Here is a 21,341-nt window from a genome sequence, read left to right on the forward strand (position 1 = left end):
GCGACGCCGTCTCCTACACCCTGAACCAATGGGGATATCTGACTCGTTACACCGAGGACGGCAGCATGCCGATCGACAACAATCTTCTCGAGCGTGACATCAGGATCTTTGCCACTGGCCGGAAAAGTTGGTTGTTCAGCGATACCGTCGACGGAGCCAGGCCAGCGCCATCGTCTACAGCTTGGTGCTGACCTGTCGCGCCTGTGGCGTCGAGCCGTTAGCGTGGCTGCGCCACGTCCTCACCGAGTTGCCTCAACGCAAAGAGGACGCTGATATCTACGATCTGCTGCCCTTCAACTTCGCCAAAGCAACAGCAGCCTGATCAGACCAGATACCGTTCCCAATTCGAAGGCCATCCGTCGAAAGCGCCCCCGTCAAAGTGCAGGGAAAATAGCGCTTACTTTTCGACAATTGCCGGTGTCATGCTTGCGCCTTTGTCGGCCACTTCCAGCGGTCGGTTCCGGTAGGTGGCGACCGACATTCATCACTTTTGTGTCGTGATGCCTGCCAGAGAATTTGCTGGTGAACTGACCGCCAAAGCCAAACTCATGCTCGCCGGGCCGACTTGTCAGCACGCGACAGAAACCGCTTCAAGCTCAAACCGGCCAACAAAATGTAAGGCGGCATGGAGAGCGAATAGTGACCACAGTTTATTTTCAAAATATTTGGCCTAGCTCCGGCGTCCTTCAGCCTGTGCATGAACCTCTCCGACAGCTCTGGCAACACCACTTTGTCTCTCTTAGCCAACACAACATGAAGATCGAGGTCAGGCCGTGCCAAACTATGTGCGTAATTCTCCAAGTTAAGTGGACCCCAGGCCCTTCTGAGATCGGTCAGCTCAATCTCAGGCTCAAGGCTATCACGTATCAATCGTGTCGCGCGACCCGTCCAAACCATATCCGCTAGACTCCCCGCCGTCAGAAACAACGAGGCTTTTGACACAGCCGAGTCGTGCGCCGCGACCACGCCCGCAACCCAGGAGCCTAAGCTCATACCGAGAACCGAAATCTCTGGATAGCCTTCGATCTTCAACCAACGTATGAGTTTCCGCCCATCCAACACTGCCTGCCTTACAGATTGGATCGTTCGACCGAGATTAGGACTAAGCATATAGTCGGCGTGCACCGAGCCGGGACGGCTGCGTTCGAAGTGATAAGGCATAGCAATCTCGACAACCGTGATGCCACGCTGCGAGAAAAAGTTGGCAATCTGACGATTCCGGGTGCTTGCATTCCAATGGTGAAAAATCACCATGGCCTGATCGAACGACCCGCTTTCTGTGATTTTTGCCGAGACGACATTGTTCTGTTCAATATCAGTAGAAATGTCCGATGGAAATTTTAGCCACCCATCTAGCCTTTCAAACGCCTGATCACTCACATTGGGGTCATCGAAAAAGGCTGGATCAGCCACGGCTTGGTCCGCAAGGGCACAGAATTCCTCGATACTTGTTATATTCTTCGCACCTGGAAAGGCGCGTTCCGCGTCAAGGGCGAAATCCGTTGGTTTCTTCCCTTCCTCACCGCGTCGCGCCCGCCGCTCATCCCAATGATCAAGCCAACTATGATACACTCTGATTATTTCCTAACTTACTCGCTTGCCATCGCCCCAACCCTGGATCAAACAGGCCGTATATTGCGAACAGCACTCCAACGCCCAGAAGGATCGAAAAGCCAGCAAATGCATCGATCAGCAAGTAGCCAGCCACGAGTAACGCTACGATCGCTGACATCCTCCACAAAGACATACATAACCGACGTTCGACACCTAAACGGATGGAGCCGTACAGAAATACAACACAGGTCGAAATAGCGATAAGAAGGCTACTGAAATGGGTCGGCCTACGGTAGCTGATCCCGGCGCTCACATCATTGCGCCCATAGAAGGCGGAAGACATATCGCCGACCAACCAAGCGACAATATTCTCTCCACGCGATGTCAGGTAAGCACTCTGGAGCTTCATGACTATGGCGATCAGAAGCCCCAAAACAGTACACCGAAAAATCGCACGCATAACCCTGAGGCTGGCTTCATGGAGCTCGCGTTGATAATCAACCCGATTACTCGCTGCTTCTCCAATTCTCCAAAGATCATGGATCACCGTATAAAGCAAAATGAGGCCTACGAAGAACAGATAAAAACAGAGGCACATGTATAGGTAAGCGAGCCCCGTGAATACGACCGCTTCCGGCACCGATATAACCTCAGGGCGCACAATCGCTAACGAGCCCCAATCCGTCGCATAGTTGCCACCACCTTTGAGCAACGGGATTAAAGACACGCCGATCCACTGAAAAAGACCGGCGAACATCACACAAATCAAAAAAACCGCCCAATATGAATACGAAGAAGCTTGCACGCTGCGCGCCCAGGCTTCGTCGCTTTCCATCTTGTCGCCCTGCGCTATAAGCTTTGGGCGGCCTTCATCTTTCCAAAAGGTCACCAACTCGGTCACGAAGGCAAAAAACAGTGGCAAAAATACCATGAAGACGAATGTCCAATTCGCTGTCCAAAGAAACCCAACCTGCTTCACGACGCCATCCGCCCGGCCATATGTCACGCTGTGAATCCCCGTAAGATACGATAAAAACCCAAGAGCGGTGACACCCGCAAACACCGACGCCGGTAAATTCAGGGGAGATCCGCGACTGAAAAACGCCTCCGATTTCCTCGCCAAACTAAAGCGCCGGCTCGGCCCCTTGGCGTCAGTATCCCGTGTCAGCTCTGCCGGGGAGTCTGTCTCGTAATCGAAGGTCGCAGTCAGTGCCGTATCAGGAATCTCCTGGGCAATGCTGCTTCCGGCTCTATTCCGTTTTCGTCTCTTGGCCGATAACCGAGATTGCGCCGCACTAAGCTCCATCTGCCATTCGCTAGTTGCGACAGGATCATCGCATCCAAAAATCCTCGCCAGCCAACGAATGTTGGTAGTGCTAATTCCCTTCTCGTTCTCTTGGAACCAAAGCTGCACCGTTCTTAGATCGACCCCAACCTGGTTGGAATCAATCTGTGAAATCGCCTCTGCAAGGAGCTCGGGCGTCCATGGGCCTGCAGGAAACCCGTCTTTGCCCAATAGTCGGCCCGCACCCGCCGCCGCCAGTCGTTTGAACAGTTCTTTGAAATCACTCCCGTCTCTTGGCGGAGGGAGAAATAACTTTCCGTTCCTAAACAACAACTTATAGGCTCTAGTTTCGTTCCGTTTCGCTAGGCTTCGTATCCTATCGTGCCTTCGTCCTCAATCAACGTTTTTATCAACTCGATTTTGGCTGGCACGGGAGAAGATCGAATGACGGGTGACCCGCTGGAGAGGCTGAACACGGTTGTTGCGTGGGAGATGTCTCGCAAACCGCCGGCCAAGGCACTGAACTGCCCCGATCGGCCGCAGGGCGCGCTTCATCAGCCGCGTGCATCGCAAGGAGCCAAGAGGCCGGCCGATGACGAAGAATATCGAGCACGGCAACCGGACATGCCTCCGAACCCGTGCCCTTGTGGAGGCATCCTTTCGCCGAACAGAAGGACCGCATGGGACTGTTCATCCGCACCATCGGCCGGTCGCCCGCGGCAGAATCAAAATCGGCGTGGGCAATTTCGCCTACAATCTGAAACGTTTTGTCTGGTGGCAGGGGCGGAGTGTGACCGCATGAGCGAAAAGTAGGGAAGCCAGCGCTTCGGGAGCCTGAGAAACAGAGGGATGAACCCATCCCTCTTTTTCTCGCCTCCCAGGTATCATTTACGAATTGTCATGCGCACGGAGCCGGTCGATGCCCATTCAAGTGGTCTGTAACAACGGTGTGATGGAAGAGGGTGATGGGGTCGCGAATCTGCTCGCGGCGCATCGTCAAGCAGTCGCCATGGTTGAATGTCTCGGCAAGCGATGGATGAGGGCCGAAGGGCCGGACGCGACCCTGATCGGCCGGCAATTGGATTCGGTCATGGCGGAAGAGGCTATCGCGCGTCGGCGCGCGGCCGCTGCGCCGGTGGCCGATGTCGTTGAGATGAAAATGAAGGCAGCTTACTTCCGGCGCTTGTTGGGGAACGAATGGTGCGAGGTTGATGTCGACGATTTTCGCGCGTTGCTCGGTTCCTTCGCGAAACTGCAGTCCTAGGAGAAGACGGCTGAAATCCATGAGGCCACGGTATTCCAGGCCGCATAGAGTCCCGCAGGTACCAAGATGATCGCGATGAACGCAGCCGCTCCGCCAATGGCGCCGTCACCGCGTCCTTCCACAGGATAGTAATATCTGTGCGCTTCGTCGTCGTGCTTCATTGTTGTCTCTCCGACCGCTGGTTCAGCAGAAGTTGCACAGGATGCTGAAACGCTGTGCTCCACAAACCTGCACGTTTCATCTTAGCGTTGATTTCCGCGACGAGGTAGTTGTCATTGACGGCTTTGCCCTTTGCTGTCGCTGCGGCAAACGCGTATCCGGTGGCTATGAGCGCGGTGCCAACGTCGATCGTTTCGCCATTGAGCTGCGCACCGCACACTACAAAAACCGCCTTGTCGAGGGCGTAGCCGATTGGCTGGCATGTAACCGCGGCGCTATCGAAAAGGGCACCCAGGTGCGCCAGCGAGGTGTTTCCGCAATCGATTTTGTTCCCATTTGCCTCTTGGGCTGACGTCCCTCGAAGGCATGACTGGACGCCATAGAGGCGGAAAAGGTGATCTCCTTCACGCCAGGTATCTCCGGTCAGCAGTTGAGCCGATTTCGATACCGCGAAGGGCGTTGGTACGGCAGGGTCGATGGCATCCTGCGCCTGTGCCGATGCAGAAAACCAAAATGCGGCCACTGTAAGGCCCGCCTGTCTCATTCTTGGAACTGTCCACCGAGGTCGGCGGAATGCTCCAGATCGGGGCGCAGCGACTTGCCGTCCTTGTTGCGTCCGATTGCCGCCATGTCGAAAAAAACCATTTCGTCATCGTCGTAGGCGACGTTGTACGGGTCGTTTGCATTGCCCGCACCCACGAGCGAGAAACACGACACGGCGTCGGGTTCACCCTTCGTGCTTTGCAGGACTAGCGTTTTGCAAAGCACGACAGATGCACGATCGTTGTAGATCGCCTCTTCATAGTCCTGCGCGGCCTCCGTGCAGTCCCATTGCTGCGTCTTGTACGTAATCTTCGGTTTGGGGCAAGCCGCAAGGCCGCGCAGCCGATACGTCACGCCGTTGATGACGCGCTCGGTCGCCGACGGCACCTTGACCGGCAAGACGAGGGCTGTCGCATCGCGCTGAAAGAGCGCGCCTTGTGCATCGTAGCGCTCATAGACGAACACCTTCTCGCCCGGCTTGGCAAACTGGAGCAAATAATGCTCCGACGGCTGCCCAAAGGCACTCGGAGCGTCGGCGCCGGCAGCATAAACCGCAGTGCCCTGAAGCAGCAAAACCATGCAAACGGCCGTCTGTTTCATCGAAATCCGTCCTTGCGATTACGTACAGAGTTGACACTTTACTAGGGCTGCGTGTAGCCATAGTAAAGTGTTAAATTTTGGCGACACTATGAACGCTCGATTCGCTCTCCTGCTCACCCTCTGTGGCGCCACGATGCCGTTCAATGCGCACGGCCGGGACCTGGCATCAGACCGCGTCGCAGCCGCCTTTGCAACGCCGGCAAAAGCCATTGCCGCAGTCGGGGCGCAAAGGCCAGGGGCGTGTAAGACCGGAAATCGTGCTGAGGTCTCCCGGCTTGTGCGTTCAATCGCGCAAGACGAAGGGTTCGACGCCGATCTGGCCGAGGCGATTGCATGGGTCGAAAGCGATCTCGGCGCCAGTCAGGGTCCCTCGAAGGCCGGAGCCCAGGGGATCATGCAGCTAATGCCGGGCACGGCGGCCGATCTAGGGGTGAGCGACCGTTGCGATACACAGGCAAATGTCCGGGCTGGCCTTCGCTATCTGAAGTCACTCTATGACGAGTTCCAGGATCCGCTGCTGATGCTGGCGGCTTATAACGCCGGGCCCAACAGCGTCTACAACGCGCAGGGCATTCCGGTGAATCCGGAGACCGCAGAATACATCGTGAGAATACTGAACCGCTGGAAGTTCGGCGGTGTCGTGAAGAAGTCCGCCCTGACCAAATCCGAAATGCTCGTGGCCGCTCCGCGAGCAAGCGAGGATGCCTGGCAGGAGGGTCACGTCATGGATTTCGGCAACTGAAAGGAGCCAAGGGTGGAATACAGAAAAGCGGGCAAATTTGCCCTGAAACTGGCCTTGGCCTCAGCGGTCGGAATAGCTCTCGCGCCAGCCACTGCGTACGCCCAGTCGGCGGCACCGGTTGAAAATGTGCTGGAGTGGTTCGTCGGAGTTCTGCAGGGCAACATAGCGCGTTCATTCGCCATCATCGCGGTCTGCTTTCTCGGCTTCCTAGCCATGACGGGCCGGCTGGCGTGGATGATGGCTTTTTCCATCATCATTGGCATCGCTCTGATCTTCGGCGCTGCCCAGTTGGTGGATGCGGTTCGCGCGACCGCGGGAGGCAGCTGAGACATGGACGACGAGGAAGTCTATGTCGAGCCGGTCAGCCTGCCACTGACACGGCCCCCGATGAAATGGGGGGTGCGCTATGAGGTTTTTGCACTGAACGGCATCCTGGCGGTGATCGGCTTTATTGCCACGAGTAGCTTCATGCTCGGCCTTGGCGTGTTCGGCATGGTGCATCTGGTCAGCGCATATCTGTGCCAGCGCGACCCCTACGTGTTTCATATTTTCGAGCGGCGCGTCTCCAAGCGCGGAGCGGTGGCGAACCTTACTTTCTGGGGGGCGAGGTGCTATTCGCCGTGAGCCTCGATGCCGACCTGAAATTTGGCCGTGAGCGCCGGCGTGAAAAGCCCGCGGCGATGCACATCCCCTACCTTCGCCATGTCGATGACAATTTAGTCGTGACGAAGAGCGGCTTTCTGGTCGGCGTCATCCAGCTCAGTGGCCTGCCGTTCCAGACGATGGACCAGGCCGAATTGAACAGCCGCATGTTCAACCGCAACACGACGTTCCGCAATCTCTCGACCTCTCGCTTTGCGGTCTACACAACGATCATCCGCCGCCACGTGACGCCGGAGATCGAAGGCGATTTTGACAATCCTTTCGTGGCCGAGCTCGACGCCCGCTACATGGATGAGCTTGGGGCGAAAAACCTTTTCGTCAACGAGGCGTATCTGGCGGTCATACGCCGGCCGATGGTCGGCCGTGTCGGCTGGGTGGACAAGGCACTTAACGCGTTCCGCATCACTACCGCAGGCGAAGAAACCCGCGAAGAGGCGATGGCCGAACTGCATGACGTTCTCGACGGCGTCGTCAAGGATTTTACCGCTTATGGTGCGCGTCTTCTCGGTGTCGTGAAGCGCCGCGACAGCTTCTTTTCCGAGCCGGCGGAATTTTTGGCGAAGATCCTCGCCGGCGGCGTCGATGTGGAAATGCCTTTGCCGCGCATGAGCCTTGGCGATGTGCTGGCGACGCGGCAGCTGTTTTTCGGCAAGTCCGCGCTGGAACTTCGCGGACCGGACGCTGGCAAGCTCGGCGCCATGGTGTCGATCAAGGAATACCCACCGTTCACCGCGCCGGGCTCATTGGACGGTCTCTTGCGCCTGCCGCATGAGTTTGTCCTGACGCAGAGTTTTGCGATCGAAGACCGTGTCACGGCGATGCGCAGGATCAACACCATCGCGAACCAGGTTGAGGGATCGGACGAGGCGGGCACGACGGTCGAGGAGTCCGTCCACGACGGCGCCGACAAGCTGGCCGGTGGCGAAGTCGTCTTCGGACAACATCACATGAGCGTCATGGCCTTGGCATCGGACATGACTGGGCTCAACCGTGCGCTATCCGACATTACGGCCGAACTTTCGCGCATGTCGATCGTGCCGGTCCGCGAGACACTGAACACAGAACTGGCCTTCTGGGCGCAGTTGCCGGGAAATTTCAGCTACATCGCGCGACGCGCTTTGATCTCGTCCCTTAACTTCGCCGGCCTTTTTTCAGGACACAATTTCCCCTCCGGCCAACGTGAGCGGCTGCATTGGAAACGCCCTATCGCTTTGCTCGAAACGACCAGCCAGACGGCCTATTATTTCAATTTCCACGTTCATGATGTCGGGCACTTCACGGTGTTCGGCCCGACCGGCTCGGGCAAGACCGTGGTGCTGTCCTTCCTGATGGCGCAGGCCATGCGCATCATGCCAAGGCCGCGATGTGTTTATTTCGACTATATGCGCGGGGCTGAAATTTTCGTTCGAGCGCTAGGCGGCCGCTACGAGGTGATGGAGCCTTCTCAGCCCACCGGGTTCGCACCATTGCAGCTTGATGACACGGCAGAAAACCGTTCTTTCCTGGAAGATCTGCTCATCTACATTTTGACGCCGGAAGGCAGCGCGCTGGAGGTGGCGGAGATGCGCGTCATCAACGCCGCCGTCGACATGATCTACAAGATTCCGCGCGAACAGCGGACCTTCGACCTGCTGCCGGAAGTGCTGCGGGGCTCGCTCATGCCTGGCATGAATGATCTGGCGGCGCGGATACAACCCTGGCTCGACCCGAAGGACAAGGGCTGGCTTTTCAACAATCCCGTCGATCTGGTCGATTTCTCGAAACCCGTTGTCGGGTTCGATATGACCAAGATCCTGAGTGACCGAAAGCTGCGTTCGGCGGCGTTGCTCTACATCTTCCATCGTCTTGAGGACGTCATTGACGGCTCGCCGATCATGCTCTTCCTCGATGAAGGCTGGAAGCTGTTGGACGACGAGGTTTTCGCCGCTTTCATCAACGAGACGCTGAAGACCATTCGTCGCCGCAACGGCGTGGTCGGCTTTGGCACGCAGACGGCGGAGGACGTCGTCAATTCCTCCATCTCGTCGTCGCTGATCGAGCAAACGAAGACCAACATTTTCTTCCCCAACCCGAAGGCGAGCAAGGACTCCTACATCGAGCGCTTCTCCTTGACGGCGAAGGAATTCGAGTTCGTGCGCCGAACCGCCAAGGAAACACGCACCTTCCTCGTCAAGCACGACAGCGACTCGATCGTCGCCAAGCTCGATTTGTCGGCGATGCCCGATCTCATCAAGGTCTTGTCCTCGAACGAAGCCAACAGCAAGGAATGCGCACGGCTCCGGGAAACCTTCGGCGACGAGCCGGAGATGTGGCTGCCATACTTCTGCGAATGGGAGAACGAGCATGACGAAGCGGCTTAGCAGCGCTTGTCTGGCCGTGGCTCTCGCGACGGCGGGAAGCATGACCGTGGCTGTCGCTCAGATCGCGGTCATCGACGGGCAGAACCTCGACAAGCGGCAAGAGGACGAGCAGCACAGCACGAAGTCGGATGAAGCGAAGAAGGACGAAACCGACAAGAAGAAAAGCGTCGTCTGCACCTATTCGAACAAATACCGCTCACAGATGTTTCGTCGGTCGCCGGCCGACGCATTGCAGCGCGACGCGGGCAACGTAAAGCTAATCCGCTACTATGCGCAAAAATACGGCGTGCCCGAAGGCCTGGCACTGTCCGTCGCCTATCAGGAATCGCGCTTCGACACATGCGCCGGGAGCCACACCGGCGTCAAAGGCGTCATGCAGCTGACCAAGGGCACCGGCAAGTCCATGGGACTGGACCGCGACGTGAACGAGCAGAATGTCGAAGGCGGTGTCAAATATCTCGGAATGGGCGTGAAGCAATGCGGGGCGACGAATTACAGCTGTCTCGCCTCCTTCTACAACGGATCGAACGCAGGCGAGCAGAACCAATGGGCCGGCGGTGTCGGCCGTTGGAACAGCTACTTCAACGACTATGTGTCGAGTGGCAAGGCTCCGGCCGCCGCGCCGGCACCATTCTCGATCGTAACGGCCGACGGCGCGGGCGGCACGGCCCAGGACACCGCCATGGGCACGGTGAGAAAGGCGGCTGGCGGCCTTGATGCAAGCTCATCGCAGATCGGCGCCAACAATGCGGCGATCGACGCCCTGGCGGGCAACGTTGGCCAGGTGACCGAATACAAGGACGCCTGGGAGCTGAATTCATCCGCTCGGGGGATCAACGCGGGTGTCACCAACCAGTACCTCGCCCAGGCGGGGGACTTCACGGCGTTGCTGGCCCAACTTCTATCGTTGCAGAATGTTCAGGCATCGCAGTCGTCCAAGCTGGTGCAACAGCCGAAGAGCGGCTCTCCAAACCCGTTCTCTTGTGATCCCGCGGAATTGGAGCGGTTGAGGATCGATCGCGGCCGGTGGCTACCATGCGCACTTGAGAACGCGGGGGCAAGCTCGGCCGACAGCCGCTCGATGATCATCACCAGTGATCCTGCCGGCGCTGCCAGCGTGATCAATTCTCTACAGCAATAGGAGGTTGACATGAAGAAATTCGCGATTGCTGCCGGCATGGCGCTTTGGACCAGCACGGCCCATGCACAGATTGCTGTCATTGATGGCGCCAATCTCGATGTAGCCCGCAAGAATGCGGACAACACCAACTCCATCATGGACTCCAACAAGGATATTCTGAAAAAGAGCGAGGAGATCCTGCAGGCTCTCAGCGGCAGTCGTGACGGTTCGCTTGGCATCGGACAAATGGGCCTTGGCGGCAACATGTCGATCGCCCAGGCTCCGTCGTTCGGATCGATCCTGAACGGCGGGGCCCTTTCGTTTGGTGGCCTGTCGCCCGAAATCCAGAAAATCGCCGGCGCCGTCATCAACGGGCTGCAGCTGGTGAAGCAGCTCCAGCAGATTGCCGACAAGGAGACAAGCGCCGTCAACACCGCCTATGGCGGCAGCGTCAACGTGGCCTCGCTGCTAAGCGCATTGACCTCGCAGGCTTCGCAGGGCGTTACCCAGCGCCAACAGTCTCTGCAGTCAGCGAGCGGGCAGATCGGGCAGTCGCAGGACGTCAAGGGTTCGGTGGACCAGAACACACGAATGCAGCTGGAAAACGCGCGCGCGGTCAACGAATTGATCGGCGTCCAGAACGGTGCGGTCGCGGCCCTGAATGAGAAGCTGAAGGGAGATCTTCTTCGCCAGAGCCAGGTGCAGAAGATGATGACGCCGCGCAACGTCAATCCATTCGCGGAATTTGGCAAGAGCGGAGGCTAGCACTTGTCGAGGCGGCTGTTGCGCACATGCCTTGTGATTGGACTCGGAGCCGTGCTTTTCGGCTGCGCAAAACGTGAACTCAAAGCACCGTGCGGGCCTTTGGCCTATGCGCACGTCGACGACTGCGGCGCGCTGAAGCCGGTCAATTCAACGCCATTCGCCAGCATCATTGACGAGGATCCATGAACGGTCTCGCCGCAAGCATTCTCGGTGGCATTGACAACATCGGCGAGGACTTCGTTCGCACCGTCTATATGCAGTTGGGCAATGCGATGGGCAACGTCTTCACCCTGATGCTGACCCTCTATATCGTGTGGTGGGGCTATTCGATCCTGAGTGGGCGTGAGTCGATTTCGCCAATCGAAGCGGCCTATCGCCTCGGCCGCGCCGTCATCATCTATCTGCTGCTGACTGGATGGGGCACATTTTCCGCGACGATCTATCAGCTCGTGCAAAGCATTCCAGACGAGGTCGGTAAGGTGATCGTCGGCGCCGTGTCGCGGGCCACCGGCAATCAGCTTAGCGACCAGGCGGCAATTCCGGCGCTTATCGACAATCTCTACCAAGGGGCCCAGGACGTCGCCAATCAGGTCTACAGCGGATCTTTCTATGACATTTTTGGTGCGCTCTTGTCGCTGCTCGTCCTGCTGTCGGCCATCATCTTCGCAGCGCTTGCCATTGCCGCGATCATCGCCGCCAAAGTGATGTTGTTCATCACGCTGGCCTTGGCGCCGATATGGATCATCCTTTGGCTTTGCCGATGGTCCTCGCGCATGAGCGAAGGCTTTCTTTCGCTGACCACCTTCCTGATGATCCAGCAAATCCTGATCTACGGCTTTCTCGGTTTCTACTTCTCGCTCGTCAATGCGGCGCTGAACACCGCCACGTCCGGCGGAGCGACCATGGACAGCAAAATGTCGCTGGTGCTGCCTTTGGTGCTGGTGACGATCATCGGCATCTACGTTCTCATGCAGATACCCTCGATTGCTTCGATCCTGAATGGCGGCGGGTATCTCAGCACCGTGGGCGCCTACAACCCTTATAGAAACTTCGGCAGAAACGCTGTGCGCTATTCCGGCGCGCGATGGGCCGCAGGCCGCGCCGCTCGCGGCGCCCGGCAGCTAGCGGCAAACAGTTTTCGATCTTCGCGAGCAGCCAGGGCGGATGCCGCAACCCGGTCCGCCATCCAGCAAGGTGCGCGCGATAACTCCAGACCTCTGGCCTAGAACACAAGAACGATCACCGATCGCGGCCTGGATCAGGATGCGTCGCGCAAACGAGGCAATGGTAAAGTGTCAAATCCAGTAGAAGCAGCTGCTGACCGCAGCAGCGACCTCGTCGACAGGCGCTATTACAGGGCGGGCGCGACCTGGGAAGACGACACGCACAGGTCAATGCGCCGATCGCGTACATTGGCCTGGATCGTCAGTGGCGTTTCCGGACTGGTCGCGGTGCTGTCGCTGCTGGCGCTCGTGCTCATCCTGCCGCTCCGGCAGTTCGAACCGTACGTTGTGGAGGTCGACAAATCGACGGGCTACCTCGAGATCATGCGCGCGCTGAAGCCTGGAGATTTATCGCAGAACGAGGCCGTCACGGCGGCCAATCTTGTGCGTTACATCAGGGCCCGCGAAACCTACGATTCGCGAGAACTGAAACAGAATTACGACCTGGCACAGCTCTATTCGACCGACGCCGCGTCCAAGGATTTGACATGGCTTTTCACGCCTGCAAACCCGCAATCGCTGGACAAGGTTTATGACCGCAATGTCACTGTCTCGGTCGAGATCAAGTCAGTTTCCCTGCTCAATCGCAACACAGCCTCGGTGCGCTTTGCCACGATGACGCGGCGGGACAATTCGTCCACCACCGACAATTGGGTGGCGGTGATAAAATTCCGCTACACCTCGACGCCGCTCAAGAACGAATGGCGTTTCGACAACCCGTTGGGATTTCAGGTTACGGACTACCGCCGCGACCAGGAATCCGCGCCGGCCGCGGGGAGCCTGCAATGAGACGGCGCGCGGGCCTCGTCCTTTCGGCCGCCCTTCTGCACGGTGCGATCCACGGCGCGGCCGCACGCGACAGCCGCATCCGATATGTCACCTTCAACAACGACGACGTAACCTCGGTGCGCGCCGCTCTTGGGATTTCCACGATGGTCGAACTCAGTCCGACAGAAGTCATCGAAACCGTTTCCGCTGGCGACACGAAAGGCTGGTCGATCATCCCCAAACGCGGATCGCGATTTCTGTTCGTCAAGCCGCTGGAGCGCGATGCGTGGACCAACGTCAACGTGGTTACCAACCGGCGCGTCTATTCCTTGCTGCTGCAGGCAACCGACAATAGCCGTGACCGGGCATCCTTCCAGGTCCGGTTCAAATACCCGGACGAGGATATCAACGCGCGCCTGCTCTCACAGGCCAAAGAGAGCGCCGCCGATCCGGAATTGAAGGACCTGAACTATGCCGACCTCAACTACGACTATGCCTACAAGGGCGACGACAGCCTGAAGCCGCGCACCGTATTCGACGACGGCACCAAGGTGTTTCTGGAGTTCAAGGGTGACATTCCGGCGATTTTCGTTGTCGACGACAAGCGCCATGAGTCGCTGGTCAACGTTCGCACGCAAGGCAAATACACCGTCATCGACAAGGTCGCGCCGCAATTCACCTTGCGCGCCGATGGCAAGACGCTTTGCCTCTACAACCGGGCGCGACCCAACGAAATCGATCCGGTCGAGCAGGTCTACGGTCCAACGAAACTGACAGGCGGTTCCACCCTGTTCGGATCCAGCGGAGGCGATGATGACCCAGATCGACTATAACCAGTTGGACGGCAGCCCGACGGTCGCGCGCCGCGGTGCGGGCGTCGGTACCAGGATCGCCCTGGTGGGCCTCGGCGTGGTGCTGGTTGGCGCGCTGATATGGCTGAACTGGCCTCAAGAGCCGGTATCGCGTGATGTTAGCAGCGATGGCGAGGAAAACTTCAATCCGCCCGAATTCCGCCCGCCGGCGTTGAACGACCCGCCTCAACCTGCCGACGGCACGATCGAGCAGATCGTGGTGCCGCCACCGGCCGCCGACCAGAGCGGCGCGCAACAGGCTGACAATGTCGATCAGACCGTGCAGGAGGGTGCCGACCTTGACGCGCAGCGGCGCGCGCTGGAGGCGCAAATGGCGGCAGAGGAGGCTCGCCGCAAGGCCGAGGCGGAAGAAGCCCGCCGCGAAGCCGCGGCAGAGGAAGAGGCTCGCCGTAAGGCAGAGGAGGCTCGCCGCAAGGCCGAGGCGGAAGAAGCCCGCCGCGAAGCCGCGGCAGAGGAAGAGGCTCGCCGTAAGGCAGAGGCCGCCGAGCGCGAAAAAGCGGTGTGGGAACGCCTGCGCTCGAACCAGATGGTGACGAATGATCAAACCGGCTCGACGGATGCCGGCGCCCAGGCGGCGCAGGTCGAGATCGCGCCCGACGGTCAGATCATTCCGGTCCCCGGCGCCGACAGTGATCCCAACAAGGCATTCCTGGCGCAGTCTGAGGCAAGTTCTTCCGGCATCGTCAAAGCCAGGGTCTTCCGACGCACCGATGCGTTGATGCCTGAAGGCACGATCATTCGCGGCTATTTGGAAACCGCGATCAACACTGACCTTCCCGGCGCGGTGCGCGCTGTTGTGCGTGAGGATGTCTTCTCTCTCGACGGCAGGCGGATCCTCATTCCGAAGGGCTCGCGCCTGACCGGAGAATACCGCTCGGGGCTTGCGCGTGGTCAAAAGCGTGTTTTCATCGTCTGGAGCAGGGTCATCCGCTCGGATGGCATTTCCGTCGACATCAAATCGCCTGGTGCCGACGCGCTCGGCCGCGGCGGCATGGGCGGCCGTGTCGATACGCACTGGGTTGCACGGTACGGCAACGCCATCATGCTTTCCGTCGTTGGCGGAGTCTCTGAATATCTGTCCTCGCTTGGCGATAGCGGGCAAGATGGCCAACAGCGCCAGGTGTCGACAATCGATCCCGTAACCGGCGAGACCACGACCGTAACTTATGGTGGCAATGGCTCGCAGCGCGACGCCCGCAGCATCGCGTTTGATAAGTCATCGACCGCCTTGCAGCAACTCGCGCAAGAGGCGTTTCGCGACACGCAGAACATTGGCCCGACAGTCTACGTCGACCAGGGCACATCGGTCGTCGTGCTGGTGCGGCGAGATCTCGATTTCTCGGACCTATACGCCGATCCCGTCCAGGAAGAAGTTGCACGCCTGAAGGCAGGTGGGCGGCCGAACGCGGCGATCGATCCGACGCCTCTCTACGCGACGCCAAAGGATCATTTTTATCCCGGCTATGGGAGCCCGGTGAAATGAATGCCGTCCATCCCCTCCCCGACCCTTGGGCGAGAGCCCCGGTCCTGCGGGCTCATCTGGAGCCAATATGGTCCTACTTGAACGAAGATTCCGTTTCCGAAATTGCGATCAACAGGCCGGGTGAATTGTTCGTCGAACGCCTCGGCGCGAAGGAAATGGAGCACGTCGTCAAGCGCGAGGTCACGCCCGGCTGGATTAGGCAAATCTCGACCGGCGTCGCCTCGGCGACCAACCAGGTCATCAACGAAGAAAAGCCGGTCCTGTCGGCTGCTCTACCTTCGGGCGAGCGCATCCAATGCATCTTGCCGCCGGCGGCACCCGAAGGCGGGGCGATTTCGATCCGCAAGCAGGTCATCATGGATATGAGCCTTGATGCCTACAACGATCTCGGTGCATTCGAGAACACGGCGATGGGCAGCGGACTGGCGCTGTCAGCCGAAGAAAAGCGACTTGTCGAAATGCTGCACGACACATCGCCGATGGAGTTCCTGCAGTATGCAGTACACAACCGAGTCTCGATCGTCGTTTCTGGCGGTACGTCGACCGGCAAGACGACGTTCTTGAATGCACTCTTGAAGGAGATCCCGGCTCATGAACGGATCATCACGATCGAAGATACCCGCGAACTGAGGCTGCCTGTTCCCAACAACGTCACCCTGATAGCCTCGAAGGGCGACCAGGGCCTTGCCAAGGTCTCCGCCCAACAGCTGCTCGAAGCCTCGCTTCGCATGCGGCCCGACCGTCTGCTATTGGGCGAGTTGCGCGGCGCTGAAACCTTCGCGTTCCTCCAGGCGATCAACACCGGCCACCCGGGTTCGCTCACGACCGTTCATGCGAATTCCGCCCGGTCCGCCTACGAGCGGCTGGCGCTCATGGTCATGCAGGGCAGTACTGGTCTCTCACGAGGCGAAATCCTCGACTATTTGCGCGAGGTCATTCCGGTGGTCGTCCAGATGGTCCGCACCGAAGGCGGACGGCGCGGCATCAGCGAGATCAAGTTCACCAAGGCGGAGACGATCTAGCGAGGCCCATCCGTGCAGAAAGTCGCAACAGCAATTTTCATGATGCTCATGGCGATGGCAATGGGCGCCCTGGTCTTCACGGTCGCCTATGCCGCGACAGATTGGTTCAGGACTGGCTCCCACGTCCTGTTTGATCAGCTAAACGCCAATCCCTTGCCGGTCGTTCGTCAGGCCTGGGCGGACACGATGGCGGGGGATTTGAGCCGGGTGCAATACGCCGTTGCGGCGGGAGCATTGGGGTTTCTTGCGCCCCTGGTCAGCCTGTTTCTCATGCGCCCGAGAAAGCGCAATGACTCTCGCTTCATGGCCATGAGCGACGTATCGAAAACCGGCCTGACGAAAGTTGGCGGCGTCTTCGTAGGTCGAGCCGGCGGCAGGCTTGCCGAAATTCTGTCGCCCGGCCGCGATCAGCGCTCCGGCAAGATCCGCTTAAAGCAGCGCAAGCTGATCGGCGGCAAGAAATTGTGGATTGATGGCGATGATATCGGCGGCTTCGTCATAGGCCCGCCGCGCTCTGGCAAAGGCACGTCTCTCATCATCCCGAACGCCTTGACCTGGCCGCATTCGCTCGTGGTTCTCGACCTGCGCGGCGAGACCTATGCGGCGACTGCCGGTTACCGTTCAACCATGAGCCGCGTGGTGCGTTTCGCGCCGGCTGACCCCGACTGCAATACCGCCTGCTACAATCCGATGGACTTCATCTCGATGGACTCAGCCCAGCGCGACATCGACCTTCGCAACATCGCTGCGGCGCTGTTTCCGCGTCCCCCGTCCAACGCAGATCCCTATTGGGTGAACGACGCCCGCCTCCTTTTTACCGGCATAGCGTCCTTCGTCATGGAATCGCCTGCGATCCCGAACGAGAGGAAGACCTTCGCCACAATCCTCGAGATCATGAACGGCGCCGAGCAGCCGCTCCTGGAATTCATCGGCTCGCTGCGCGAGGAACGCCGCCGCGAATGTTCGCATTTCACGCTGCAAACCCTGTTGCCGTATTTCGAGATGTCTGAGCGGCAGTTTTCCGGGATCTACGCCGGCGTACGCACCGGCATGGCCCCCTTTCTCAACGAGCGCCTGATGCGAGCTACCTCGCGCAGCACGTTCGATATTCGCAATCTCAAGCGCGACCGGATCTCTCTTTATCTCGACGTGCGGCGCGAGCAGATTACGTCGCTTGGACCGTTGTTCAACGTCCTGATCACGCAGATGATGAACTTCATGTCGGAGAGTCTGCCGCGTCCGGAAGAGCATCCGGTGCTTGTGATGCTCGACGAGTTCCAGAATCTCGGCAAGCTCGAGAACGTGACCGAAATGGCGAGCGTGCTTGGCGGCAACGGCGTTTCCATGTGGTTTTTCGTGCAGTCGCTGAAGGCTGTAGACGAGATCTATCGCCAGGAAGGGCGCAAAACGCTCATCAACGCCGCTCGCGTGCAGATCTTTTTCGGTGCGCAGGACGCGGACGATCTGCGCTACGTTTCCGAGCAGCTCGGCGAAACGTCGGACGTGCAAAAGGACGTGACGCGCACCAAGGCAACGTTGTTCGACACTTATTACACGCGCTCGGAGCACCGCAAGGAAGTGCGGCGGCCCCTGATGCGGCCGGACGAAATCCGGACGCTCGACAAGAACAAGGTCATCATTTTGCCGCGTGGCGAACTGCCAATCCTCGGCACGCGCAATTTCTATTTCGCCGACGGTCCGCTCGCCAAACGCGCGTTCATGCCCCTGCCCGCCTCTACCGAGGATTCGCGCGCGAAAAACTCTGCATTGGACTCTTCTGCGGCGGTGCCATCTCCTGCGCTCCCGACGATTGTGCCGACAGCACCCGCGTACCGCTCAGGCCTCTTGCAGACCCGCCTGCGGCGCGGCGCGACATTTGCCGCAAAAGCAGGCCGAATAACTCCGCCGCCGGGCCGACGCGCAAGCGTAAGAGAACGGCTGAAAGCAACCGATGCTGCAGCCATACCAGCTTATGCCGTTATAGATTTTTCCGCTTTGGCCGCCAAAGCCGTGACAACACGCATAGCGCCCGACAAAGAAGCGGCGGTTGCGGCGATCCTGAACAAGGTGCGGTCCCTGCGCGCCAACGCATCCGACACCGAGACTTTCGATCGAAATCTGAGCATCGTCGAAGATGCTTTGCCTGATCTAGTCGATTAGCCGAGCCGATCTACGGCGATCGCTAACAACAAGCCTCCAGCCCAACCGCGACAGCCGCATTTTTGATGCGCCAGCCGCCACGTAAAGCGGTGCCAGAGATACCTCCGCCCCCGGGACTTGACCCCTCGCTCCCGCTCCTCGTCGCGAGGCAGTTGTTCAGGAGATTCTTTCAGGTTCGCCAAAGCAGGAGCCGCAGCCCTGCAAAACCAAAGGCGGTGGCTAAAACAACTTCAATGCCTCGCCGCGCCCGACGGTACATCCTGACCATGGGCTGCGTGGAAAACACGACGGCATACCCGCAAAATATTGTAACGCTGAGCACCGCACATCCTGCAAGGATGACGATGACATCCGTAGGCGAGGCGTCCGGCCCAAGGCCTAGCGTCACCAGTGCAATCCAGGCGAGAATCGATTTCGGATTGCTGAGGTGCATCAGCAAACCGCGCCTGTAGAGACCGAGCCCTGAGATCGGCCGGCGTGCTGTACTAGGCGTGGCATCATGCTGGTCCGGTGTCAGAGCACCCCTTCCTGCCTTGAAAGCTAAATAGAGCAGATAACAGCCTCCGAGAATCTTTAGAATGACGAGCGCCTGGGCGTAGCTTGCCAAAAGCGCGGAGATGCCTGTCGCCGCCATGATGCCCCAAAAAATCGATCCGGTGACGACGCCGGCTGACAAAGCAAGGGCTGCTTGGCGCCCTTGCTGCATTGCCGTTCCCATGATCCGCATTGTGCTGGGACCCGGGCTCCCCGCTGCAACGACGTAGGCCATATAGACAATTAGCAGGTGATTCAGATGGTTGAGCATCTTGGATCTTTCGCCGGTCTCTCACGCCTGATTCATTTTGGGGACTACGCCCCCAGACGTCGCACTGAGAGCCTGCATCAGGTCGTCAATGATGTCCTGAGGGTGCTCGAGCCCCACGGACATTCGCAGCAATCCGCCTGGCGCTTTGGACTTCGCACCCTCGACGGATGCGCGATGCTCGATCAGGGAGTGCGTCCCTCCAAGGCTTGTCGCACGGACAACAAGGTTGAGGCGGGCAGCCACCGCCATCGCGGCATCGGTTCCACCTTCGACGACAAAGGAAAGCATCGCTCCGTAACCGCTCATCTGCCGCGTAGCCAGCTCGTGTCCCGGATCATCTTGCAGGCCTGGAAAGAGCACTTTCTCGACGCGGGGATGGGACGCCAGGGCCTCCACAACCTTCTCGGCGCCTTCGCAATGAGCGCGCATGCGGATCGGCAAGGTCTGCAGCCCTCGCAGTGCCAACCAACAGTCGAAGGGTGCCGCGACGCTGCCCTTGTGTTTCTGGACCATCCGTAGCGGCCGTCCGAGAGGCGATGAATGCGGCACGACAACGACGCCCGCCATCAGATCCGAGTGGCCGCCAATGTACTTTGTTGCCGAGTGCATGACCGCGTCCGCCCCAAGTTCAAGCGGGCGCTGAAGCATGGGCGTGGCCCACGTGTTGTCCACCACCGCCAAGGCACCTGCCTCGTGCGCGATTTTGCAGATGGCCGAAATGTCGACAACGCGGATCATCGGGTTAGACGGCGTCTCGACCCAAACGAGGCCAGTCCGCTTTGAGGTGACCGCATCGCGCACAGCATCCAGATCCCGCATATCGACCGCGGCGAAGTCGAAGCGAGAGCCGATATCGGTTTCGTCCATCAGCGAGCGGATGCCAAAATACATATCATCAGGAAGCACGATCCGTCCCGTCGAGGGATGGCTCTCAAAGACCGCAGCGATTGCAGCCATACCCGACGCAAAGGCGATGCCTTCGTATCCTCCCTCGAGCGCGGCCATCGCCGACTCGAATGCATTACGTGTCGGGTTTGCATCACGCGTATACTCGAACCCAAACGGAAACGAACCGTCGGCACCGCGCTCAAACGTCGTGCTGGTATGAAGCGGTAATGAAACCGCGCCCGTGGATGGATCGACAGCTCGACCGCTGTGGATTGCCTTCGTTTCAAAGCGCACTGGCCAATTCCTGTTTAAGGCGCGGTTGCAATTTTGCGCCGGTCATTATAGTGACCGTAGCCGATGCGAGAGGCCAAGTCAATATAATGACCGACATCCCGGGACCTTTAGAGACCGAGCAGGAGCTTGGCCAGGCGATTGCGATCCGGATCCGGGATCTTAGGCGCGACCAAAACCTGACCCTTGATCGACTGGCCAAACTGACTGGCCTGTCCAAAGGGACGGTTGTCGCACTTGAGCAGGGTAAGGCAAACCCGAGTATCGGCATCCTTTGCCGTTTGGCGGCAGCGTTTTCACTATCTGTCGCCGATTTGCTAAACGAGGCGCCTTCCACGGCCCCCGACCACCCGATCGAACGGAGCGTGTCTAGGACGCTTTGGACGAGCGCCAAAGGCAGCCGGGCACAGCTTCACACATCGACCTCGGGACGCACGATGTTCGAGCTTTGGAGCTGGGTCCTCATGCCGGGTGATGTGTTTGCCGCGGATGCGCACAGTCCCGATACGCGCGAACTGGTCTCGGTTACCCAGGGCTCGCTCAAGGTCACGGTGGGCAGCCACGAGATCATTCTAAATGCAGGCGAGAGCGCGCGCCTCGTTACAGATCAACCTCACTCCTATGCCGCGGCATCTGACGTGCCCGCCCACTTCTCGATGGCGGTTCTTGAACGCGGCGGACAGCGGGCCCCCGCACCCTCTTCGCCGGCAGCGAAGTCGCCCCTGGCTGTCTCGCAAGACCTCGCTGACCACTGACAACAGCCCTAAAGCAGGA

General features: G+C 59.1%; 21 protein-coding genes and 1 pseudogene. 15 read left to right on the top strand and 7 right to left on the bottom strand.

What is annotated here, in order from left to right; genetic code table 11:
* Positions 1-322 (top strand): annotated as a pseudogene (locus NKI54_RS33375) (IS66 family transposase); the annotation flags it as partial.
* Positions 323-546: 224 nt separating this feature from the next.
* Here NKI54_RS33375 and NKI54_RS33380 read toward each other — a convergent pair.
* Together NKI54_RS33380 and NKI54_RS33385 are read right to left on the bottom strand one after the other, a co-directional pair.
* Positions 547-1,572 (bottom strand): RcgR family putative quorum lactone hydrolase, encoded by a 1,026-nt coding sequence (locus tag NKI54_RS33380; protein ID WP_352693965.1) that lies wholly within the window; start codon positions 1,570-1,572, stop codon positions 547-549.
* A complete protein-coding gene (locus tag NKI54_RS33385) occupies positions 1,562-3,169 on the bottom strand; it encodes an RcgA family putative transporter (RefSeq protein ID WP_352694010.1) in 1,608 nt (535 codons plus the stop codon). Before NKI54_RS33385 ends, NKI54_RS33380 begins: the two co-directional genes overlap by 11 nt.
* Positions 3,170-3,758: 589 nt before the next feature.
* Here NKI54_RS33385 and NKI54_RS33390 point away from each other — a divergent pair.
* Positions 3,759-4,103, top strand: a complete 345-nt coding sequence (locus NKI54_RS33390) for a hypothetical protein (protein WP_352693967.1) — start codon at positions 3,759-3,761, stop codon at positions 4,101-4,103.
* On the opposite strand, the gene NKI54_RS33395 is transcribed toward NKI54_RS33390, so the two are convergent.
* Genes NKI54_RS33395 through NKI54_RS33405 form a run of 3 tightly spaced genes read right to left on the bottom strand, consistent with a single transcriptional unit; the run spans position 4,100 to position 5,405 of the window.
* A complete protein-coding gene (locus NKI54_RS33395; protein ID WP_352693969.1) occupies positions 4,100-4,264 on the bottom strand; it encodes a hypothetical protein in 165 nt (54 codons plus the stop codon). The genes NKI54_RS33390 and NKI54_RS33395 overlap by 4 nt on opposite strands.
* Positions 4,261-4,785, bottom strand: coding sequence for a thermonuclease family protein (locus NKI54_RS33400; protein WP_352693971.1), 525 nt, complete (start codon positions 4,783-4,785; stop codon positions 4,261-4,263). The genes NKI54_RS33395 and NKI54_RS33400 overlap by 4 nt, the downstream gene beginning before the upstream one ends.
* Positions 4,786-4,802: 17 nt before the next feature.
* Positions 4,803-5,405, bottom strand: a complete 603-nt coding sequence (locus tag NKI54_RS33405) for a hypothetical protein (RefSeq protein ID WP_352693973.1) — start codon at positions 5,403-5,405, stop codon at positions 4,803-4,805.
* Positions 5,406-5,538: 133 nt separating this feature from the next.
* Here NKI54_RS33405 and NKI54_RS33410 point away from each other — a divergent pair, with 133 nt between their 5' ends.
* From NKI54_RS33410 to NKI54_RS33465, 12 genes are all read left to right on the top strand, one after another.
* A complete protein-coding gene (locus NKI54_RS33410; protein ID WP_352693975.1) occupies positions 5,539-6,147 on the top strand; it encodes a lytic transglycosylase domain-containing protein in 609 nt (202 codons plus the stop codon).
* A 12-nt stretch (positions 6,148-6,159) separates the two neighbouring features.
* Positions 6,160-6,474 carry a TrbC/VirB2 family type IV secretion system protein gene (locus tag NKI54_RS33415; RefSeq protein WP_023720448.1) on the top strand — a complete coding sequence of 105 codons (315 nt, stop codon included), beginning with the start codon at positions 6,160-6,162 and terminating at the stop codon, positions 6,472-6,474.
* A gap of 3 nt (positions 6,475-6,477) precedes the next feature.
* Positions 6,478-6,771 (top strand): VirB3 family type IV secretion system protein, encoded by a 294-nt coding sequence (locus NKI54_RS33420; protein ID WP_352693976.1) that lies wholly within the window; start codon positions 6,478-6,480, stop codon positions 6,769-6,771.
* Entirely contained in the window at positions 6,768-9,170 is a 2,403-nt protein-coding gene (locus tag NKI54_RS33425; protein WP_352693978.1) for a VirB4 family type IV secretion/conjugal transfer ATPase, read from the top strand. The genes NKI54_RS33420 and NKI54_RS33425 overlap by 4 nt, the downstream gene beginning before the upstream one ends.
* Complete coding sequence (locus NKI54_RS33430; RefSeq protein WP_352623356.1) at positions 9,154-10,311, top strand: transglycosylase SLT domain-containing protein; 1,158 nt, start codon at positions 9,154-9,156, stop codon at positions 10,309-10,311. Before NKI54_RS33425 ends, NKI54_RS33430 begins: the two co-directional genes overlap by 17 nt.
* 9 nt (positions 10,312-10,320) lie before the next feature.
* Positions 10,321-11,055, top strand: a complete 735-nt coding sequence (locus NKI54_RS33435; RefSeq protein WP_352623355.1) for a type IV secretion system protein — start codon at positions 10,321-10,323, stop codon at positions 11,053-11,055.
* Positions 11,056-11,237: 182 nt separating this feature from the next.
* On the top strand, positions 11,238-12,281 hold the full coding sequence (locus NKI54_RS33440; RefSeq protein WP_352623354.1) for a TrbL/VirB6 family protein: 1,044 nt from the start codon (positions 11,238-11,240) through the stop codon (positions 12,279-12,281).
* Between the two features lie 66 nt (positions 12,282-12,347).
* Complete coding sequence (locus NKI54_RS33445) at positions 12,348-13,067, top strand: VirB8 family type IV secretion system protein (RefSeq protein ID WP_352623353.1); 720 nt, start codon at positions 12,348-12,350, stop codon at positions 13,065-13,067.
* Complete coding sequence (locus NKI54_RS33450) at positions 13,064-13,879, top strand: TrbG/VirB9 family P-type conjugative transfer protein (protein WP_352623352.1); 816 nt, start codon at positions 13,064-13,066, stop codon at positions 13,877-13,879. The genes NKI54_RS33445 and NKI54_RS33450 overlap by 4 nt, the downstream gene beginning before the upstream one ends.
* Positions 13,860-15,401: a type IV secretion system protein VirB10 gene (gene virB10, locus NKI54_RS33455; protein WP_352693980.1), complete on the top strand. Its 1,542-nt coding sequence runs from the start codon at positions 13,860-13,862 to the stop codon at positions 15,399-15,401. The genes NKI54_RS33450 and virB10 overlap by 20 nt, the downstream gene beginning before the upstream one ends.
* Positions 15,398-16,423 (top strand): P-type DNA transfer ATPase VirB11, encoded by a 1,026-nt coding sequence (gene virB11, locus NKI54_RS33460; RefSeq protein ID WP_502898297.1) that lies wholly within the window; start codon positions 15,398-15,400, stop codon positions 16,421-16,423. Before virB10 ends, virB11 begins: the two co-directional genes overlap by 4 nt.
* Before the next feature lie 12 nt (positions 16,424-16,435).
* On the top strand, positions 16,436-18,583 hold the full coding sequence (locus NKI54_RS33465; protein WP_352693982.1) for a type IV secretory system conjugative DNA transfer family protein: 2,148 nt from the start codon (positions 16,436-16,438) through the stop codon (positions 18,581-18,583).
* 169 nt (positions 18,584-18,752) lie between these two features.
* Here the strand turns inward: NKI54_RS33465 and NKI54_RS33470 are convergent, their stop codons facing one another.
* Positions 18,753-19,388 (bottom strand): LysE family translocator, encoded by a 636-nt coding sequence (locus tag NKI54_RS33470; protein WP_352693984.1) that lies wholly within the window; start codon positions 19,386-19,388, stop codon positions 18,753-18,755.
* A 21-nt stretch (positions 19,389-19,409) separates the two neighbouring features.
* Positions 19,410-20,570, bottom strand: coding sequence for a trans-sulfuration enzyme family protein (locus NKI54_RS33475; RefSeq protein ID WP_352623347.1), 1,161 nt, complete (start codon positions 20,568-20,570; stop codon positions 19,410-19,412).
* Between the two features lie 86 nt (positions 20,571-20,656).
* Between NKI54_RS33475 and NKI54_RS33480 the strand changes: the two genes are divergently transcribed.
* A complete protein-coding gene (locus NKI54_RS33480; RefSeq protein WP_352623346.1) occupies positions 20,657-21,322 on the top strand; it encodes a helix-turn-helix domain-containing protein in 666 nt (221 codons plus the stop codon).
* The last annotated feature ends 19 nt before the right edge of the window (positions 21,323-21,341 follow it).

The organism is Mesorhizobium sp. M0663, assembly GCF_040320585.1.
In the GTDB taxonomy this organism is placed as follows: Bacteria; Pseudomonadota; Alphaproteobacteria; order Rhizobiales; family Rhizobiaceae; genus Mesorhizobium.

Bases quoted from the DNA above. Each gene is read 5' to 3' on its own strand.
- NKI54_RS33410 (WP_352693975.1), top strand. From the start codon at position 5,539: ATGCCGTTCAATGCGCACGGCCGGGACCTGGCATCAGACCGCGTCGCA.
- NKI54_RS33395 (WP_352693969.1), bottom strand. From the start codon at position 4,264: ATGAAGCACGACGACGAAGCGCACAGATATTACTATCCTGTGGAAGGA.
- virB10 (WP_352693980.1), top strand. From the start codon at position 13,860: ATGACCCAGATCGACTATAACCAGTTGGACGGCAGCCCGACGGTCGCG.
- NKI54_RS33440 (WP_352623354.1), top strand. From the start codon at position 11,238: ATGAACGGTCTCGCCGCAAGCATTCTCGGTGGCATTGACAACATCGGC.
- NKI54_RS33390 (WP_352693967.1), top strand. From the start codon at position 3,759: ATGCCCATTCAAGTGGTCTGTAACAACGGTGTGATGGAAGAGGGTGAT.
- NKI54_RS33450 (WP_352623352.1), top strand. From the start codon at position 13,064: ATGAGACGGCGCGCGGGCCTCGTCCTTTCGGCCGCCCTTCTGCACGGT.
- virB11 (WP_502898297.1), top strand. From the start codon at position 15,398: ATGAATGCCGTCCATCCCCTCCCCGACCCTTGGGCGAGAGCCCCGGTC.
- NKI54_RS33435 (WP_352623355.1), top strand. From the start codon at position 10,321: ATGAAGAAATTCGCGATTGCTGCCGGCATGGCGCTTTGGACCAGCACG.
- NKI54_RS33470 (WP_352693984.1), bottom strand. From the start codon at position 19,388: ATGCTCAACCATCTGAATCACCTGCTAATTGTCTATATGGCCTACGTC.
- NKI54_RS33420 (WP_352693976.1), top strand. From the start codon at position 6,478: ATGGACGACGAGGAAGTCTATGTCGAGCCGGTCAGCCTGCCACTGACA.
- NKI54_RS33480 (WP_352623346.1), top strand. From the start codon at position 20,657: ATGACCGACATCCCGGGACCTTTAGAGACCGAGCAGGAGCTTGGCCAG.
- NKI54_RS33405 (WP_352693973.1), bottom strand. From the start codon at position 5,405: ATGAAACAGACGGCCGTTTGCATGGTTTTGCTGCTTCAGGGCACTGCG.
- NKI54_RS33430 (WP_352623356.1), top strand. From the start codon at position 9,154: ATGACGAAGCGGCTTAGCAGCGCTTGTCTGGCCGTGGCTCTCGCGACG.